At 65.0% G+C, this 17,685-nt stretch carries 16 protein-coding genes and 1 pseudogene; 10 read left to right on the forward strand and 7 right to left on the reverse strand.

The window, feature by feature from the left end:
• Window positions 1-45: 45 nt before the first annotated feature.
• The 4 genes and pseudogenes from XH85_RS18910 to XH85_RS18925 all read left to right on the forward strand — a co-directional run bounded on the left by XH85_RS18910 (window position 46) and on the right by XH85_RS18925 (window position 2,823).
• Window positions 46-1,181: pseudogene (locus tag XH85_RS18910) on the forward strand (zinc-binding dehydrogenase).
• Window positions 1,182-1,184: 3 nt separating this feature from the next.
• Window positions 1,185-1,667, forward strand: coding sequence for a DUF5680 domain-containing protein (locus XH85_RS18915; protein WP_128933012.1), 483 nt, complete (start codon window positions 1,185-1,187; stop codon window positions 1,665-1,667).
• Window positions 1,668-1,786: 119 nt separating this feature from the next.
• On the forward strand, window positions 1,787-2,227 hold the full coding sequence (locus tag XH85_RS18920; RefSeq protein ID WP_128933013.1) for a VOC family protein: 441 nt from the start codon (window positions 1,787-1,789) through the stop codon (window positions 2,225-2,227).
• A 95-nt stretch (window positions 2,228-2,322) separates the two neighbouring features.
• Window positions 2,323-2,823: a hypothetical protein gene (locus XH85_RS18925; RefSeq protein WP_128933014.1), complete on the forward strand. Its 501-nt coding sequence runs from the start codon at window positions 2,323-2,325 to the stop codon at window positions 2,821-2,823.
• 62 nt (window positions 2,824-2,885) lie between these two features.
• Here XH85_RS18925 and XH85_RS18930 read toward each other — a convergent pair whose 3' ends face one another.
• On the reverse strand, window positions 2,886-3,371 hold the full coding sequence (locus tag XH85_RS18930) for a hypothetical protein (RefSeq protein ID WP_128933015.1): 486 nt from the start codon (window positions 3,369-3,371) through the stop codon (window positions 2,886-2,888).
• Between the two features lie 245 nt (window positions 3,372-3,616).
• Here XH85_RS18930 and XH85_RS18935 point away from each other — a divergent pair, with 245 nt between their 5' ends.
• Complete coding sequence (locus tag XH85_RS18935; RefSeq protein ID WP_128933016.1) at window positions 3,617-5,566, forward strand: DEAD/DEAH box helicase; 1,950 nt, start codon at window positions 3,617-3,619, stop codon at window positions 5,564-5,566.
• A gap of 78 nt (window positions 5,567-5,644) precedes the next feature.
• Here XH85_RS18935 and XH85_RS18940 read toward each other — a convergent pair whose 3' ends face one another.
• The 4 genes from XH85_RS18940 to XH85_RS18955 all read right to left on the reverse strand — a co-directional run bounded on the left by XH85_RS18940 (window position 5,645) and on the right by XH85_RS18955 (window position 8,432).
• The gene (locus XH85_RS18940; RefSeq protein ID WP_128933017.1) at window positions 5,645-5,926 is read right to left on the reverse strand and encodes a hypothetical protein; all 282 of its coding nucleotides are present in this window, start codon (window positions 5,924-5,926) and stop codon (window positions 5,645-5,647) included.
• A gap of 124 nt (window positions 5,927-6,050) precedes the next feature.
• Window positions 6,051-6,557, reverse strand: a complete 507-nt coding sequence (locus XH85_RS18945) for a GNAT family N-acetyltransferase (RefSeq protein ID WP_164940298.1) — start codon at window positions 6,555-6,557, stop codon at window positions 6,051-6,053.
• A gap of 39 nt (window positions 6,558-6,596) precedes the next feature.
• Window positions 6,597-7,736, reverse strand: coding sequence for a DJ-1/PfpI family protein (locus tag XH85_RS18950; protein WP_128933019.1), 1,140 nt, complete (start codon window positions 7,734-7,736; stop codon window positions 6,597-6,599).
• A gap of 141 nt (window positions 7,737-7,877) precedes the next feature.
• Window positions 7,878-8,432: a PAS domain-containing protein gene (locus XH85_RS18955; RefSeq protein WP_128933020.1), complete on the reverse strand. Its 555-nt coding sequence runs from the start codon at window positions 8,430-8,432 to the stop codon at window positions 7,878-7,880.
• Window positions 8,433-8,886: 454 nt separating this feature from the next.
• Between XH85_RS18955 and XH85_RS18960 the strand changes: the two genes are divergently transcribed.
• Window positions 8,887-9,702, forward strand: coding sequence for a rhomboid family intramembrane serine protease (locus XH85_RS18960; protein ID WP_128933021.1), 816 nt, complete (start codon window positions 8,887-8,889; stop codon window positions 9,700-9,702).
• Window positions 9,703-9,880: 178 nt separating this feature from the next.
• On the forward strand, window positions 9,881-10,309 hold the full coding sequence (locus XH85_RS18965; protein ID WP_128933022.1) for a CBS domain-containing protein: 429 nt from the start codon (window positions 9,881-9,883) through the stop codon (window positions 10,307-10,309).
• A gap of 7 nt (window positions 10,310-10,316) precedes the next feature.
• Here the strand turns inward: XH85_RS18965 and XH85_RS18970 are convergent, their stop codons facing one another.
• Window positions 10,317-11,357, reverse strand: a complete 1,041-nt coding sequence (locus XH85_RS18970) for a patatin-like phospholipase family protein (RefSeq protein ID WP_128933023.1) — start codon at window positions 11,355-11,357, stop codon at window positions 10,317-10,319.
• Between the two features lie 240 nt (window positions 11,358-11,597).
• Here XH85_RS18970 and XH85_RS18975 point away from each other — a divergent pair, with 240 nt between their 5' ends.
• From XH85_RS18975 to XH85_RS18990, 3 genes are all read left to right on the forward strand, one after another.
• Window positions 11,598-12,686, forward strand: coding sequence for a hypothetical protein (locus tag XH85_RS18975; RefSeq protein ID WP_128933024.1), 1,089 nt, complete (start codon window positions 11,598-11,600; stop codon window positions 12,684-12,686).
• A gap of 343 nt (window positions 12,687-13,029) precedes the next feature.
• Window positions 13,030-13,224 carry a hypothetical protein gene (locus XH85_RS18980; RefSeq protein WP_128933025.1) on the forward strand — a complete coding sequence of 65 codons (195 nt, stop codon included), beginning with the start codon at window positions 13,030-13,032 and terminating at the stop codon, window positions 13,222-13,224.
• A 735-nt stretch (window positions 13,225-13,959) separates the two neighbouring features.
• Window positions 13,960-16,422, forward strand: coding sequence for a putative bifunctional diguanylate cyclase/phosphodiesterase (locus tag XH85_RS18990; RefSeq protein ID WP_128933027.1), 2,463 nt, complete (start codon window positions 13,960-13,962; stop codon window positions 16,420-16,422).
• Here XH85_RS18990 and XH85_RS18995 read toward each other — a convergent pair.
• On the reverse strand, window positions 16,408-17,676 hold the full coding sequence (locus XH85_RS18995; RefSeq protein WP_128933028.1) for a serine hydrolase domain-containing protein: 1,269 nt from the start codon (window positions 17,674-17,676) through the stop codon (window positions 16,408-16,410). The genes XH85_RS18990 and XH85_RS18995 overlap by 15 nt on opposite strands.
• Window positions 17,677-17,685: the final 9 nt, after the last annotated feature.

Below are 17,685 nucleotides of genomic sequence, written 5' to 3' on the forward strand. Positions count from 1 at the left end.
GCCCGCACCAATCAATCATAACAGACGGGCATCGAGGAAACAGCCATGGAATCCATCCGCGTCTGCACCCATGCAGGGCCGGGCTCGGAGCCCGTCATCCGCACCGTGCCGTGGCCGAAGGTCGGCCGTAAGGCGGCGCTGATCAAGGTTGGCGCCTGCGGGGTCTGCGGTACCGATTTGCATATTCTCAAAGGACATTGGCCGAAGCCGCTGCCCTGGCCGTTCACGCTCGGCCATGAGCTCGGCGGCATCATCGTCGAATGCGGCGACGAGTTCACGGAGGACTTCATGAGCAAGCCGCTTACAGTCGGCTCGAAGGTGATGATCCCGCCGCTGATGCCTTGCGGACGCTGCTATTACTGCATCCACTATCCGCAGACAGCCAACAAGTGCCTGACGCCGGTCTATTACGGCCGCTATCTCGGCTTCGAGAAGCCACCTCACATGTGGGGCGGCTGGGCCGAATATGTCTATGTCGATCTCGACATGCTGCCGGGCACCAAAATCTACAAGCTGCCCGACGACATGTCGCTGCGGCTGGGTGCGCTGTCCGAGCCGCTGACGTCCTGCATCCGCGCCTTCAACCGCGCCAGCCGCGCCGGCGGTTTCAGCTGGGGCGTCACGGTGGTGATCCAGGGCTCGGGGCCGATCGGCATTCTGGCGATCGCGGCCGCGCAGGAGATGGGGGCAGGGCGGGTAATCTGCATCGGCGCGCCGGAGGAGCCGCGGCTTCGCCTCGCGCGCGAGTTCGGCGCGGAGGCGACTGTCAACATCGAGGAGATCAAATCGCCGCAGGAGCGCATTGCCCGGGTGCGCGAGATCGTCGGCGGCTTTGGCGCCGACCTGGTGATGGATTGTTCGGGACACCCTTCGGCCGGCCCCGAAGGCATCGAGATGCTGCGCGACGGCGGCACCTATGTCGAGATGGGTCAGTTCACCGACGCCGGCTCGATCGAGACCTCCTGGCACCGCATCTGCACCTCGGCTCCTGGGGGTTTACCGGCAACGACCTGCCGCTCGGCGTCGACATGCTTTACCGCACGCGCAACAAGTATCCGTGGCTGAATATGCAGACCATCTATCCGTTCACGGAAGCGGGCGTCGCGCAGGCGGTCAAGGACGCGATGGCGATGAAGACGGTGAAGTCGACCATCGTGCCGTGGCCGGAGCTGGTGGAGTAGGTCATGTCCTCCGTCCCCCACGATCTCGCCGCGTTCCTGGTCGAAGCCAAGCGGCGCACCTATGCCGGGCTGGATGACGATGCGACTATCGCCGTCCCGCTGCTCGCGGGCTCCAAACAGCTCGAGCACCGCGCGCCGCCTTATGCCTATCGTGATATCTATTTCGGCATGGGGTTTTTCGTCGGGCAGGAGACCGTGTCGCGCGATGATCGCATCATCTGGTCGATGAGCTACAGCGGCGGCGCACGTGCGGAGATCAGAGATCGGGACACTTTCCTCGCGATCTACAAATTCCTGCGCCAGGCGCTGCTCGCCGTAAACGCGGACGAGCCCTATCGGGGACCGCGCCGGTTCGAACAGAGCGGCATGGTCTACCGCAACGAGGTCGAAGGCGCACTGGATCGCTTCCACGGTGCCGAGACGATTGCGCGGGATGACAGCGCGCCGCTCTATGAGCTGCGCTATGGTGGTGGGCTGCTGAGATAAAGTCTCGCAAACTTCGCAAAATATTGTAGCCCGGATGAGCGAAGCGATATCCGGGGTGCTTGTGGATGGAGTTGCCCCGCATTCCGCTTCGCTCCATGCGGGCTACGCGTCGGGCTGGAATGAAGGACGAGATGTCAAGCGAACAAACAACCGAACCAACCCCGCGCCGTCGCTCTCCCTTCACCGCCATCTGCGCGATCGACTACACCGTCATCTTCGTGCGCGACATGGCGGCGATGCGGCGCTTCTACGAAGACGTTCTCGCCTTTCCGCTGCTGCGCGAGCTCTCGCCGAACTGGATCGAGTACGGCATAGGCTGCAACACGCTGGCGCTGGCAAGGCCGAGCCGGACCGCGGCCGATGCGCCGACGCCGACGGGGAGCGCTTCGCTGCAACTGGCCTTCAAGGTGTCGGCAACTGAAGTTGATGCGTGCGCCGACGAACTCGTGCGGCAGGGGGTGGCGCTGCTGTCGCCGCCGACGAACCAGGCGTTCGGTCATCGCACGCTGTTCTTCCGCGACCCCGACGGAAATCTGCTGGAGGTCTATGCGGAGATCTGAACAGCCCAAAAAGTTCCATCGGGAATCCGCGAACTCTTCACGCCGCGGTGAAACTTAGGCCCTAGTTCCGGATTTCAGTTCACGGGAGAGGTGCCGTGAAGCGAATTCTGAAACCCGTCACTTACGTCCTGGCCGTCATCTACTTCCTGGTGGACGCGGTCTTCATGGCCGTTGCGCGGCCCATCGCGCTCTGGCTTGGGCGGAACTTCCAATTCGAGCGATTGCGGGCCTGGATCAGGTCGCTGCCGCCTTATCCTTCGCTGGCCTTGTTTTCCGTGCCAGTCATCATTCTGGAGCCGATCAAGCCGCTGGCAGCTTACCTTGCCGCAACTGGCCAGGTCCTGAGCGGCGCGGCGACGTTGATCGTCGGTGAACTGCTCAAGCTCGTGCTGGTCGAGCGCCTGTTCCATCTCACGCGGGACAAGCTGATGCGGATTCCGGCATTCGCTTGGACATACGGGAAGTTCACCGAAATGAAGGCGTGGCTGCAGGCAACCGAAGCTTGGCGCGCCATCCGCGCCTTGAGCTTTGCAGCGAGAGACAGTGTTGCGAAGTTGGTCGGGAGCTTTAGCAAGCTGGCGACCTCCAGGGATTAGATCCGAGCCAGGCGCCCCTTCGCAACGACAGGGAAATCGTCGGTGTCGTGCTTGTGCACTCGCTAGCCGCGGCCGAGCTCGTTCTCCTTCACCACCGTCGCACCCACCACCTTCGTGCCCTCCAGCTCGCGCACGATTCGTTCGTCGGGGCCGACAATTCCAAGATCGAACTCGCGGTCCGGCGTGACCAGGATCATGCGCCGGCCGATGATCACGACAACCGTCATGTCGTTGGTTTCGCCTTCGACCGCCCATGCATGGATGTCTCCGGCATAGGGCTCCTTGCGCCAGGCGTTGGGCGAGCCTGGGTCGCATCGGATTTCGACGCCGTCCCCCGACGTCGTCACGACGAGCTTCGAGCGGCTCGGCTTCCAGCACAGGCAGGCGAAGTCCTCGCATTCGGTGGGCCGCGCAGCGTAGATCGCGCAGCCGCGGCCGGGCTGACAATGCGAGCACCAGGCATTAACCGGCTTGGCCAGCGCCTCGATGGCCATCAACTTGCAGCAAAGCGTGCAATCGCCGCAGCTGCGTTTGGCGGAGGACGTCACGCGGTCATTCCCTTGGGATCCGGTTGTGTTTCAGCTTAGTCGAGGTGGCCGCAAAAATCCGCTGCAACCTTCAGGCGCGGTTCTCATTGCAAAGCCATGCATCACAGGCATGGTGATTTCTGAGCGCTTGGCGTAAAGAGCGCCCAGATCAAATCCCGCGTGCGGTCGGGCCGTTTGCCGCGCATGCAGCTCAGGTCCGCCGGTCCACCGTTTGCGCGCCTGAATCAACCAAGGTTCTCCATCTCGTGTCTTTTCCGGCCCTGACCCCGCCGCTCGCCCGAGCTTTGGCCGAGCGGAACTATGATTCCCCGACTCCCGTTCAGCTCGCCGTGCTCACGGACGAAACCTCCAGGCGCGACCTCCTGGTTTCGGCCCAGACCGGCTCCGGCAAGACCCTGGCTTATGGCCTTGCCATGGCCAAGGGCTTGCTGGGCGAGGCCGAGGGGTTCGACCAGGCCGGCGCACCGCTCGCCCTGATCGTGGCGCCGACCCGCGAGCTCGCCTTGCAGGTTCAACGCGAACTGGCCTGGCTGTATGGGCATGCCGGCGGGCGCGTCGTCTCCTGTGTCGGCGGCATGGATCCGCGGCGCGAGCAGCGCGAGCTTGCGGCCGGCGCGCATATCGTCGTCGGCACGCCCGGCCGGCTGTGCGATCATTTGCGTCGCGGCCGCCTCGACATCTCCGAATTGAAGGTGGTCGTGCTCGACGAGGCCGACGAGATGCTCAATCTCGGCTTTCGCGAGGACATGGAATTCATCCTCGAGACCACGCCTGAGGCGCGCCGCACCCTGCTGTTCTCGGCGACGTTTCCGCGCGGCATCGTCGCGCTGGCCAGGCAATATCAGCGCGACGCATTCCGCATCGAGGTCGCGGGTGACGAAGGCGGTCACGCCGACATCGAGTACCGCGCGATCCGGATCGCGTCTGCCGACGTCGAGCACGCGGTCGTCAACGTGCTGCGCTTCTACGAGGCGCCGAGCGCGCTGGTGTTTTGCAGCACGCGCGAAGCCGTCAGGCATTTGCAGGCAGCGCTGCTGGAGCGCGGCTTCTCCGTGGTCGCTCTGTCGGGCGAATTGACGCAGAACGAACGCACCATGGCGCTGCAGTCGCTCCGGGACGGACGCTCCCGCGTCTGCGTCGCGACCGACGTCGCCGCCCGCGGCATCGATTTGCCGAGCCTCGACCTCGTCATCCATGCCGATCTGCCCAATGACGCCGAGGTCATGCAGCATCGCTCGGGCCGCACCGGGCGTGCGGGACGAAAGGGCACGAGCGTCCTCCTGGTGCCGCCGGCACGACGCCGGCGCGCGGAATTGCTGCTCAATCTCTCCGGCATCGAGGCGGCCTGGGGCATGGCGCCGCAGGCGGAGGACATCCGCAAGCTCGATCACGCGCGCATGAAGGACGTGCTGTTCACCGAGGACACCACCGCCGACGATCTGGTGCTGGCGCAGGCGTTGCTGGCCGAGCGCTCGCCCGAAGATATCGCCGCTGCGCTCGCGCGGCTCTATCGGGCCCGGCTGCCGTCGCCCGAGGACATCATCGATCCCGGCGAGCGCAGCGGCAAGCCGCGCGACGATCGCGGTCGTGACAGGTTTGAAGGTGAAGGCGGCGGCGATCGCCTCGGCAAGCCGCGATCGAAATCTGGCAAGTCATCGTCGAAACATGGCATGGCGGAGGCCAGTGTTTGGTTCCGTGCCGCCATCGGCCGGCGCAAGAATGCGGAGGCGCGCTGGCTGCTGCCGATGATCTGCCGCCGCGGCGGCATCGACAAGCGCGACATCGGCGCCATCAAGATCATGGACACCACCACCGAGTTCGAGATTTCCGAGCGGGTCGCGGATTCCTTCGCCGCCAAGATCAAGCGCCCGGACAAGGAAGACAGCATCCGCATCGAGCCGATGGCGGACGCACTGCCGCGGCAGGCGGCTTCGGAGCAGCGGTCATATGCGCCTCGGCGCGAGGCCCCTGACGATGATCACCGTGAGCGTCAGAGCGATCGCGCGCGCGAGGCAGGTGGATTCAAGCCACGCAGCAAGTCTCACGGCGAGCGTGGCCCGAAATTCGGCGAGGCTCCTTTTTTCGGGAAGAAAAAGAAGCATAAGAACAAGCAGGGCCACGCGGAGCCTTCGGTCACGCCGTGGCCTGTGAAGGGCGCGCCGGGAAAGAAGGCGAGGAAGAAACGGCGAGGCTGAGCGTCCGCCGTTCAGCTCAGACGGCAATGATACCGCCGGATTGCACCGGCGACATCATCTGAAGAGAGAGGCGTGAGTTCAGCGGCCACCACCGCCGCCGCCACCACCTCCGCCGCCGGCATCACGCATCGCGGAGCTGTAGCGAGGATCGCTCTGCTTCATGTAAGTCGGCGAGGTGTCGCGATGGGTGACCGTGCGTCGTCCGCCCTGGCTCGGCGTCTCGATCAGGCCGCTGCAGCCCTCGAAGAAGGCGAACTCGCAGCCGTAGGTCCGGTACTGCGCGGCGTTGGCACTGGTCGCGGTGAATGCGGTCGCCGCAACGAAGGCAATCAAGGCAACTTTCGGCAACGTGAGTTTCATGGACATTCTCCAGTCTCGGTTCGGCGAGACCAGAACGGCCCGCACGTTTCTTCGACGGAGGCTGCCTGAACCCGGTTCGAACTGGTGGCTTCACGCCCGCGTGAGCCGCGATCGGGGAGGGGGCTCACGTCGCAGCGAGATCGCGCAGCATGTAGGTCGCGCCTTCACCGTAACATGCGAGCTTTGCGCGCAACTCCGCATCCGTCGTGACGGGCCGAAAGCCGAAACGTTCCCATAGCGGCCGCGTAGCATAGACCGAGACCAGCGCGAGAGCCGCAATGCCCATTGAGCGTGCGAGTTGCTCGATCGTCGCGATATAGGCGCGCGCGACACCACCCCGGGCATCGGGCAGCACGGCGACGTCGTGCACGTAGAGGCAGTCAGCATCATCGGGCAAGCTTGCGAGGAAGCCGTCGAGCGGCGGGATCTGACGCTGCTTCCACGGATGGGCGAGCCCGTAGCCGACGATCCCTTCGTCCCCCGCGAGCACGCGGCAGCCATCGGGACAAAGCCGCATCTTCTCCGCGAACACATCAGGGCGCTCGGAAAGATCAGGATGGATGCGCGCCGCGATCGCGCCGATCGCAGCAAGGTCGGCCGTGCGCGCGCGACGCCAACGCGGCTTGCTCATGTGGATCCGTTCCAATCTATTCCGCCGCTAAGAATGAGATCAATCCGGCTTCGGATATTCCAGCTGCATCGCCACGAAGTCGGCCGTGCGCGATCCGTAGCGCGCGTCGATCGCACGCAGCGTTTCGTTCAGCGCCTGTGCCGGCGGGGAGGTGCCGGCTCCCGGCAGCGCCTGCTGCGCCGGCCAATCGTCAGCGATCCGATCCGGCAGGATGCCGAGGCCTCCGCGGCTCGTGCGCGCCTGCGCCGTGGCGGCGAAGGTGAGGGCGCGTGAGCGATAGGTCCGCGACCATGCATCGGCGATCAGTGCGAGCGAGACCTCGTCGACATCAGAGGTCAATGCGATTCCGAGCTGCTCGCGGTTCCAGAAGGCGAGCGTGTTCGCGATCGCCGTCAGCGCGAAGGGGCGCGTGAAGCTGAACGCGTCGCTGCGGTGGCGCGCATCCCACGCCGCAAGGCCGATGTCGCGGGCGACCGCCTCGGCCTTGGCCCGATCGGCAATGGCCTCGATCAGGGTGAGGGCCATCGGCATGGATGCGCTGATTCCGGTGGTCGTCGCGACGCCCTGGTCGACGACCAGTCTGCGGTCGGCCGTATAGCGGATCGTCGAATGCTTCTGCAGATCTCGTACGGAATACCAATGCGTCGTGGCCCGCTTGCCGTCGAGCAGCCCGGTGTTGGCAACGACCGTGGCGCCGACGCAGACGCCGATCACGATCGCGCCCTTGCCGGCCTGGCTCCTGATCCACTGCAGGGCGACTGCGTCGTCGTCGCGGCTCATCGCGGGCACGATGACGTAATCGGCGCCGTCGGGGTGCGCGGCGTCGAACTCGGCGATGGTCGCATGCGGCTGCACCCTCAGTGCGGGATAGAGCGTGACAGGTCCCGGCTGCGTCGCCAGGGTGAGGACGTCGGCGACGTTCGCCCGCGCGAGGATGCCGTAGGGCATCAGATAGTCGGTGGTCTCGCTCATGTCGTTGATGCCGACGATGGCGATCAGGGGTCGCTTTCGTTTCGGCGGTTTCAGCGCCGCCAGCGTCGCCTCGGCCTCGTCTCTGGAGATCGCAGGCGCGGTTCCCGATGCCGGCGTACCCGGCAGCAGGAGCAGCCAGGTTCCGCCGATCGCCACCAGCAATGCCATGCCGCCGAGGGCGGTCCACGCCAGAATGCGCCAGCTCATGATGTCACCCGCTCGTCGTCTCACGCGGCGCGGAAGCTATCCGGTCGCAACGATTTCAGGAATGACGCAAATCCGGCAGAATCGGTCATGGCGCGCGACGATCCATCGCACGATCACCGCCTGCGCAGGAGCTTTCGAAATCTACCGCAGGCCCTCATACACCATCAGCCCGCGTGCGATCTGCAATTTGCGGATCGCGCGCGGCAGCAGTTTCTCCGGCTGATGCAGATAGCGCCAGGAGCTCAGGGTGAAGGGGCCGAGCGCGCCGCATTCGTCGTCGAACGGAGCGAGCACGCCGGTCACGCTGACAGGCGTATGCGGACGGGCATTGAAGGGGAGCAGCAGCAGCTCGAGATGCGCCTTGCTGCCGTTCTCGCGTGTGGCCGTGACGCCGGCGATCGCACCCAACGTCTCGTCGGCGACAATCGTGGTGATCTCCTCGATCTCGCCGCGGCTGGCTTGTGTGAACAGCGCCGTAAAGCTCTGGTCCTTGAGATCGCCTCCGGCGAGCGCGCACACGCGTGTGCCGGCGACGCGGAACGGGAAGCCGAGGTGCTGCTCGCAGGACAGCACGAAGATGTCGCCGAGCAGGTCACGGACCGCGGCCGGATCGATGTCGGCGCGGTCAGGGGCCCGCGCCGTGCCGCGCTTGTCGTCCCAATACGCGAAGAACTCGCGGCTTGACGGATGTTTCATGACTGAACGCTTACCCCGGGGCGCATCCTCACGGCACAAACCTGTCCCGCTTCAGTGCACCCGCGATCCCTTTCGTTGTTGTGCAGGAGGGGATCTGCAGCGTCCATGCCGCGAGGGCGTTTTCGCACCCCTGGGCGCTGCTTTTGCGTCGTTAACGTTAAATTAACTATGCGCTTTGCGCCGGCGGCCCGCCTGCTATGGTGATCGCGGTCGCAAGTCCCGCCGGTTTTTCCAGGTTCTCGGCGAGGCCTGTACTTTTGCGTCAAACAGTTTGGTCACGGGACCGCGGGGAGGGGTGGGGATACACCTTATTCCCAGGGGTACCGGAAGTCCGACACGGACAGGCAGGGCTTTCCCAGGGCCCTGCCTTTTCCTTTTGTGCACTTGCGCAACGCCGGCAAAGGCGACTATCTCCAAGTGGATCGCTCCGATCGCGCCTGAAAGCGAAGCTGCCTTGGATTCCCCGCAAAATTCTCCGCCGCAGGATTCTCCGGATCTGCCGGCCGTCCAGGAGGCGCCGCGCGAGCCGATCCTGACGCTTCCCGTGGCGCTGACCGCCTATATCGCCCTGCTGGCGCTGATCCATCTGCGGGTGCTGCTGCCGCCGGAGATCGAGAACTGGACCATCGACGTCTTCGGGTTCATCCCGAAGCGCTACGATTCCTCGCTGCTCAATTTGCAGATCCCGGGCGGGGCGGGTGCGAAGGTCTGGACCTTCGTCACCTATTCGCTGTTGCACGCCAATTTGACCCATCTCGGCTTCAACGTGCTGTGGTTGCTGCCGTTCGGCAGTGCGCTGGCGCGGCGCTTCGGCGCCATCAGGTTCTTCGTGTTCATGGCGGTGACGGCGGCGGCCGGCGCGCTCGCCCATCTCGTCACCCATGAGCATGCGGTGGCGCCGATGATCGGCGCCTCGGCCTCGGTGTCGGGGGCGATGGCGGCGGCGATCCGCTTCGCCTTCGCCCGCGGCAGCTTCCTGTCGTTCAGCCGTTCGGACGCCGATACCGCCGCAAAGGTTCCGGCGCTGCCGCTGTCGCGCGCGCTGCGCGACGGACGGGTCGTCGGCTTCCTCAGCGTTTGGTTCGGCCTCAACATCATCTTCGGTGTCGGTGCGATCGGCGTCGATGCCGAAACCACGAGCGTGGCCTGGCAGGCGCATATCGGCGGCTTCTTCGCAGGGCTCCTGCTGTTCGCGCTGTTCGATCCCGTGCCGCGCGTGCGAAGCGATGCTGCGGATGCGTCATCACAGGACGTTTCAGACCGAATTTGAAGCGGCGCTTGCGGCGCGGCCCGAATTCATCCATCATTCCCGAGAAGAATGTTCCGAAAGCGAAGCAATGCTTCGCAAAGCGCACGAGCGTGAACCGGCGCTGAAACTGTTAGTTGAAGACTCGCGAACAAGTTCCGAACCGCCAAATGGCGGACGGCTCCGATTCAGGGAGACGACAATGACGGTACGTTCCATTCTCAACACCAAGGGCCATCAGATCATGAGCGTCGAGCCCGACGTCAAGCTGTCGGCCGCGATCAAGCTGCTCGTTGAGAAGAAGATCGGTGCGGTGCTGGTGATGAACCAGAGCCGGCTCGAAGGCATCCTGTCCGAGCGAGACATCGTGCGCGTGCTCGGCGAGCGCGGCGCCGGCGTCCTGGAGGAGCCGGTCGCAGAGGTCATGACCCGCAAGGTCGTCGCCTGCAAGGAGACCGATACGGTCGCCGAACTCATGGAGATGATGACGACAGGCAAGTTCCGCCATCTGCCCGTGATCGAGAATGGCAAGGTGGTTGGCCTGATCTCGATCGGCGACATCGTCAAGCGCCGCGTCCAGGAATACGAGGCCGAGCAGGAAGCCCTGCGCGACTACATCAAGACCGCCTGAGTGGACTTCACTCGTGTACTGTCGGCGCTGCGCCTTCAGGCGGCGGCGCCAGCACGTGGATCGCTTCCTGGATCGAATCCAATGCACGCTCTGCGGCACGCACGCCGTGCGCGATCAAATCCTCGGCGCGGTGGAAGTCGAACCAGCCGAACTGGCCGACCCGTGGCGTGATCAGCATATCGGGCGGATCGCCGGCGAGGCGGGCGCGGGTGATGCGGTCCTGCATGATGTTGAACGCATCCACCATCACCGAGGAGATGCCGGGGCGTCCGCCACCGCCGAAGAACTCGCGCTTCATGGTCTTCTCGGGCGAGAACAGCCGCGGGAAACGCCGTTTGGTCGTCGTCTCCTCGGCCACCGGCGCCACCGGAGTGGGCATCGCGCCGTGTGAATAGATCGTCGTGGAATGGGTGAAAATGTCGCTGGAAAGATTTGCGGCGATGACGATTTCGGCGCCGAGCGCGCGGGCGGCCGAGACCGGCACCGGATTGACCAGCGCGCCGTCGACCAGCCAGCGGTCGCCGATCAGCACGGGCGAGAAGATGCCCGGCAGCGCATAGGAGGCGCGCATCGCATCGACCACGCGGCCGCGCGTCAGCCAGATCTCGTGGCCGGTGCGCACCTCGGTCGCCACGCTGGCGAATTTGGCCGGGAGGTCCTCGATCAGGGTCTGGCCGACGGCTTCCTCGAGCCGGGTCGCCAGCTTCTCGCCGCCGATCAGGCCGGAGCCATTGAGGCGGATGTCGAGATAGCCGAGGATGTTGCGCATGCCTTGCAGGCTGCGCCCCCATTCTTCCAGCGTATCGAGCTGGCCGGCCGCATAGGCGCCGCCGACCACGGCGCCGATCGAGGTGCCGACCACGACGTCAGGCACGATGCCGTTGGCGAGCAGGGTCCTGATGATGCCGATATGGGCGAAGCCGCGCGCCGCGCCGCCCCCGAGGGCAAGGCCGATGACCGGCCGGCGGATGCTGCCCAAGCCAACTTTCTCGCCAACTTTCTCGCCGTTTGAGCCGTTCGCGCCCCGACCCTTCAAGATGTCCAGCACTGAAAAACTCCCCTACGCCGGGGCCAGGCCCGTATCACCAGACTAGGCGTCACACTGCCGCTCCGCCAGAACCGCGGCGAAGCATGGTTTATGCCGCTTTGGGAAGCGCACAGGGCAGGAGTATGGCGATGGACGGTTGCTTCGGGACTAATCACGCAGGCGTCAACCGGGTTCCAATGACCGTATTCGATCGGGTTCCTGAGGCTTGAATTTGCCGCGTTTTCGGTGAAAAGCAGGGGCATGACACGCGGGGGTGACGGCATCATCGGATGGCGGCGCAGCGTTCGGCTGCTGCCGGCGTTGATCCTCGCCGCATGCCTCATGTCCCTCGGCCCGGTTTTCCTTGGCCAAAACGCCGCGCAGGCGCAGCTTTTCTCCGATCGGCCGCCGCCGGTGCCCCCTGCATCGGTGCCGGATCCCGGCGGCGCCATCAATCTGGCACCGCCCTCCGGGCCGGGCGCCGGCCCCCCGAGCCTGCCGCCGACCCTGGCGCAGCCGGTTACGCCCAGCATGCCGCCGCCCGCAGTCACCTCCGTGCCGCCGGCCGCGCCGCTCAATGCGGCCGCGCCCGGTCAGGGCGTGCTGTCGCTGACCGCGAAATACGGCAAGGATTCTCCCGCGATCACCAGCGGCCTGGTCTGGCGCGTATTCGCCGACCGTCCCGACGAGAACGGCACCTTCAAGCTGATCCGCGAGGACCGCAACGCCACGCCCAACATCGTGCTGCCGCCGGGCACATACGTCGTGCACGTCGCCTTCGGCCTCGTCAGTGCAGTGCGCACCGTCAGCCTGAAGGCCGAGACCGACCGCGAATCCTTTGTGCTGCCGGCCGGCGGCCTGCGCATCGAAGGCCGGGTCGGCACCAGCCGCATCCCGCAGAATCAGATCTCATTCGCGATCTACAAGGGCAGCCAGTTCGAATCCGGCGAGCGCGCCTCCCTGGTACCGAACGTCGCCGCCGGCGACGTCGTGCTGATACCGGAGGGCACCTACTACATCGTCTCCAACTATGGCGATGCCAATTCGGTGGTGCGCTCGGACATCCGCGTCCAGGCCGGCAAGCTCACCGACGTCACCATCACCCACCGCGCTGCCGTCATCACACTCAAGCTCGTCAGCGACAGGGGCGGAGAGGCGCTCGCCAACACCGCCTGGTCGGTGCTGACCCCGGGCGGCGACGTCATCAAGGAATCGATCGGCGCCTTTCCGCGCGTCGTGCTCTCTGAAGGCGAATACCGCGCCATCGCCAAGAACGAGGGCAAGGTCTACGAGCGCGGTTTCAACGTCGTGAACGGCGTCGACGGCGAAGTCGAGGTCGTCGCGCGGTGATGCCTCGGCGGCGATGCCGCCGGTGGTGGTCTGGTCCGGATGCTGGGCTTCACGCCTCGGAAAATCCTCCGCTTCTCACATGGCGCACAAGCACACCATCTCCTGTTACCTCTGCGGTAGCGCCCAGGCCGCGTCTCAAGGCGCGAAGAAACCCGCCATCCGCGCCTTATTCCGGAAAACCACGTGAGTTCACCACGCCGGTGGACGATGCCCGATTCCGATCATCAATTTTATTCTCTTTCTATCCCGCTGGGTTATATGTCGCATCGGTCCAGGGGAGCCGGATGCGCAGACCATCGACGGCTGCACCAGCGGCAATGAGCAGGGGGCCCAGCCGGTCGGGATGTTCGAAGTGATCCTAACGAGGCGCAAGCGGTTTGGCTGGCGATGGCAGGTGAGCGACCAGTCCGGCAAGATATTTGCGGACGGGTTCGAGCGCACGCGTCCGTCCGCCAAATATCACGGCGAGCGCGCGCTGTTCTTCCTGCTGTCACAGGCCCATCTGAACGACCGCTCCGCCGCCTCGAGCGAGGAGTAGCGGCGGGAGAGCGCCTCGCCTTGCTTTGAGCGAGTACGGGCTACAAGACCTTGCGACTCCGCTCGCAATGATGACGTTGAAACAGTTGCGCGACAAACTCCGCTCTCGTGCCCCGGACGCAGCGCAGCGCTCCTTCAGCGGTGCGCTGCAGAGCCGGGGCCTACGCATCAGCGAATGCTTGGCTTGCTGGGTCCCGGCTCTGCGCAGCAACGCTCGCGCGTTGCAGCGCGTCCGGGACACGAGAGAGTCGCTCGCTATCGCCACATACTCCGTCATTGCGAGGAGCTCGCGACAAAATTGCAAAGCAATTTTGCGCTGATGCGACGAAGCAATCCAGACTGCCTCCGCGGAGGGATTCTGGATTGCTTCGCTGCGCTCGCAATGACGATGTTGATGCAGTCGCGCACGCTACCTCCCCACGTCGTCCTGGCGAAAGCCAGGACCCATTACCCGGTCAGCATTGTCGAAGCACGCTAACGGCCAAAGCGATCGCAACAACGATCTGCGGTGGTTATGGGTCATGGCTTTCGCCAGGACGACACCGGGGACGGCGACGCCGTCGCCAATGTCTCAGCACGTTTCGAAAACACAACCGTCATAGTCTCTAACGCCGACTAACCAACACCTGACTTAAAACTGTCATAATCACCGAACGGACCCCGCGTCCGTGTGCTCTTTACACGCCGTTAAGCGCAGCTGCATTGGATGCGCCGGGATAGTGCGTTGGGGACTGCCATGAGTGCCGCGAAGAAAGTGTCGGGAAAACCGGCCGCCGAAATGTTCGATGACATCCCGGTGCTTCAACGCAAATGGCGTGCCGCGTTGAAGCCGGGCGAACGGCTGCCGCGCTACGAGGACGTGATGCTCGGCAGTCTCGGACGGCTCGCCGATCACATCGCGCTGCTCAGGGGTGACGGCGCGCTCGAACTGTCGCGCAGCGGACGTTATGTGCAGAAATGGCTCGGCGAGGAGCGCTGGGACATTGCCGTCGCAGAGCTGTCGCCCGATTGCGCCACGGCGCTGACGGAAGCGGCGGCGATCGCGCTCGCAACGGGGCAGCCACATCATGCCAACGCGCATTGCGTGCGCGACGGCATGGTCAGGACCTACGACGTGCTGGCGCTGCCGACCGCCTCGCGCTGGGGCGCGACGCTGGTCGGCGCCTACATCAACGAGCGCGGCACGCAATACAATCTCCTGGATGCGATTTTCTCCGCGACCGACGACGCGGTGGTCTCGCTGGCGACGCTGCGCGATGCAAGCGGCAAGGCGTTCGATCTCCAGATCGTGCACCACAACAAGAGCGCGGGCGCGCTGCTGAAGGCCGCGACCGGAAGCCTGCTGTGGCGGAGGGTCGGTGAGGAGAGCACGCTGCTGGCCGCACCCGAGATCATGGACTTCCTGCTCAAGGCCGTCTCGGGCGACCGCGGCGAGCAGCTCGAGATCGAGAGCGACGGACGACACCTCCGCCTCGGCGCCACCGCCTTCGCCGACGTGGTCTCACTGACGATCTCCGACGTCACCGCGTTGAAGCGGCGTGACGCCTCGTTCCGCCTGCTGTTCGACAACAACCCGATGCCGATGTGGGTGTTCGACGCCGAGACCAAGCAGTTCCTCAGCGTCAACGACGCCGCGGTCCAGCATTACGGTTACAGCCGCGCCACCTTCCTGCGCATGAAGCTGCACGAGATCTGGCCCGAGGACGAGTGGGAGAGCCACGCCGAGGCGCTCGAGCGCGTCGGCGATGCCTATCATTCCTCGCGCAACTGGCGGCACTTGCGCGCCGACGGCAGCGAAATCGAGGTGCTCACCTTCGGCCGCCGCGTCGCCTTCGATGATCGCGATGGCTATCTGGTCGCGGTGGTCGACATCACCGAGCGGCGCAAGGCCGAGGCGCGGATCGCCCACATGGCCCATCATGACGGGCTCACCGACCTGCCGAACCGCGAATATTTCCAGCAGCGGCTGAAGCAGGCGCTCGACCAGGCCGGCGGAAAGCGGGTCGGCGTGCTCTACATCGATCTCGACTTGTTCAAGAACATCAATGATTCCTTCGGGCATCCATCGGGCGACCGCCTGCTCAAGCAAGTCGCCGAACGTCTGACCACCGCGGTCCGCGGTGCCAATCTCGCGGCCCGGCTCGGTGGCGACGAGTTCGCCGTCATCCTGGCGGCCGACGTCTCGCCGAACGAGGCCAGCGCCTGCGCGACCTTGCTGATCGACATGTTGAAGGCGCCCTATGAGATCGACGGCCAGGAGATGGTGATCGGCGCCAGCATCGGCATCGCGCTGTCACCGGGTGATGGCACAACGTCCGAGGAGTTGATGCGCAACGCCGACATGGCGCTGTACCGGGCCAAGTCCGACGGCGGCGGTGTGCACCATTTCTTCGAGCGCGAGATGGACCTCCAGGCGCAGAGGCGCCGCGACATGGAGCTCGACCTGCGCCGCGCCTTTGCCAATGGCGAGTTCGAGCTGCACTACCAGCCGCTGGTGTCGATCGCCTCCGACCGCATCTCCGGCTTCGAATCGCTCTTGCGCTGGCGGCACCCGGACAAGGGCATGATCTCGCCCGCCGAGTTCATTCCGGTCGCCGAGGACATCGGCCTGATCACCCAGCTCGGCGAATGGGTGCTGCGCGAGGCCTGCGCCGAAGCCGTGAAATGGCCTGTCGACATCAAGGTCGCGGTCAATTTGTCGCCGGCGCAATTCCGCAGCCGCAACCTGGTTCACGTCGTGATCTCGGCCCTGGCGCAGTCCGGCCTGTCGCCGAGGCGGCTCGAACTCGAGATCACCGAGTCGATCTTCCTGGCGGAGACCGAAGCCAACCTCGCCACGCTGCATCAGTTGCGCGAGCTCGGCGTCGGCATCTCCATGGATGATTTCGGCACCGGCTATTCCAGCCTGAGCTACTTGCGCAGCTTCCCCTTCGACAAGATCAAGATCGACCGGTCCTTCGTCAAGGATCTGGCGCAGCGGCCCGATTGCAGCGCGATCGTGCGCGCGATCTCCGGTCTCGGCCGCAGCCTCAACATCACCACCACGGCGGAAGGTGTCGAGACCGAGGATCAGCTCGACTGGCTGCGCGCCGAAGGCTGCAACGAGGTGCAAGGCTTCCTGTTCAGCGCGGCGCGGCCCGCAGCCGAGATCGGAAAGCTGCTCGCCGATTTCGGCCAGCGCGCCTCACGGGCGGCGTAGCGGAGGCGGGTAGCAATCGTAGACCAGCGCTTTGAACGCCGGCGTGATGCGGCCGCGCTCGCTCTGAGTCTGTTGCATCATGAGGTAGACCATGTCGAGCTTGGGATCGACGCCGAAATAGGTGCCGCTGCCGCTGTCCCATTTCAACTCGCCGATCGAACCAGGCGGCGGCGGTTTCGCGTTGCCGGGATCGGTGCGCACCGCAAGGCCGTAGCCATAGCCAAAACCGTCGCCGGGGAAATAGAAATAGTCGCGTCCGACGCCGGATCCGGGCCCGATGTGATCGGTCGTCATGGCCTTGAACGCAGCAGGGCTCAGATAATGCTTGCCCTCGAACTCGCCGCCGTTGAGCAACATCTGCGCGAAGCGCTGATAATCGGTGGTGGTCGAGAGCAGCCCGCCGCCGCCCGACTGCCATTCGGGATGGTCGAGGCGCTCGCGCTCGGCGGCGAGCAGGATGAAATCGTTCGGCAGCGGCCGCGCCATCCGCGCCAGTTCGTCCTCCGTCGCCAGCGCGAATTTGGTGCTGCTCATGCCGAGCGGATCCAAGATGCGTGCTTTCAGGAATTGGTACAGCGTCTGGCCCGAGATGATTTCGATGACGCTGCCGAGCACGTCGGTGGAATGACCGTAGCGCCACAACGTTCCCGGCTGCCGCGCCAGCGGCAGCTTCGCGATGCGGTCGGCGAATTCCCTGTTGTTGAACTGACCTTCGAAGATATCGGCAGCCTTGTAGGCCTGCTCGACCCATTTGCCGCCGATATAATCGTAGCTGATGCCCGAGGTGTGCCGCAGCAGATCCTCGATGTTGACGGGACGGACCGGCGGCACGAGATCGAGCTCCAGCTTGCCGTCCGGCTTGGTGATCTCAAGGCCCACCTTGGTGTCGGCAAAGAGCGGGACGTATTTCGACACGGGATCGGTGAGCGCGAGCTTACCCTCGTCGATCAGCATCATTGCGCCGAGGCACGTGATCGGCTTGGTCATCGAGTGGATGGCAAAGATCGTGTCCGGCGTCATGGCAAGGCCGGTCGTGACGTCGCGCACGCCGAACGTCTTGAGGTAGACCGGCTTGCCGTGCTGCTGGATCAGGATGACGGCGCCCGGCAGCCGGCCGCTCGTCACCTCGTTGTCGAAGAATGCCGTGATGCGATCGAGGCCATCGGGCGTTGGAGCGGGAGTCTCGGCGGCGCGGCCTCGCGCCATGGTGCTGGCCAGCAGCGTAGCCCCGACCAGAAATTCACGGCGTCTCATCCGGGCTTC

Source organism: Bradyrhizobium zhanjiangense, from assembly GCF_004114935.1.
In the GTDB taxonomy this organism is placed as follows: domain Bacteria; phylum Pseudomonadota; class Alphaproteobacteria; order Rhizobiales; family Xanthobacteraceae; genus Bradyrhizobium; species Bradyrhizobium zhanjiangense.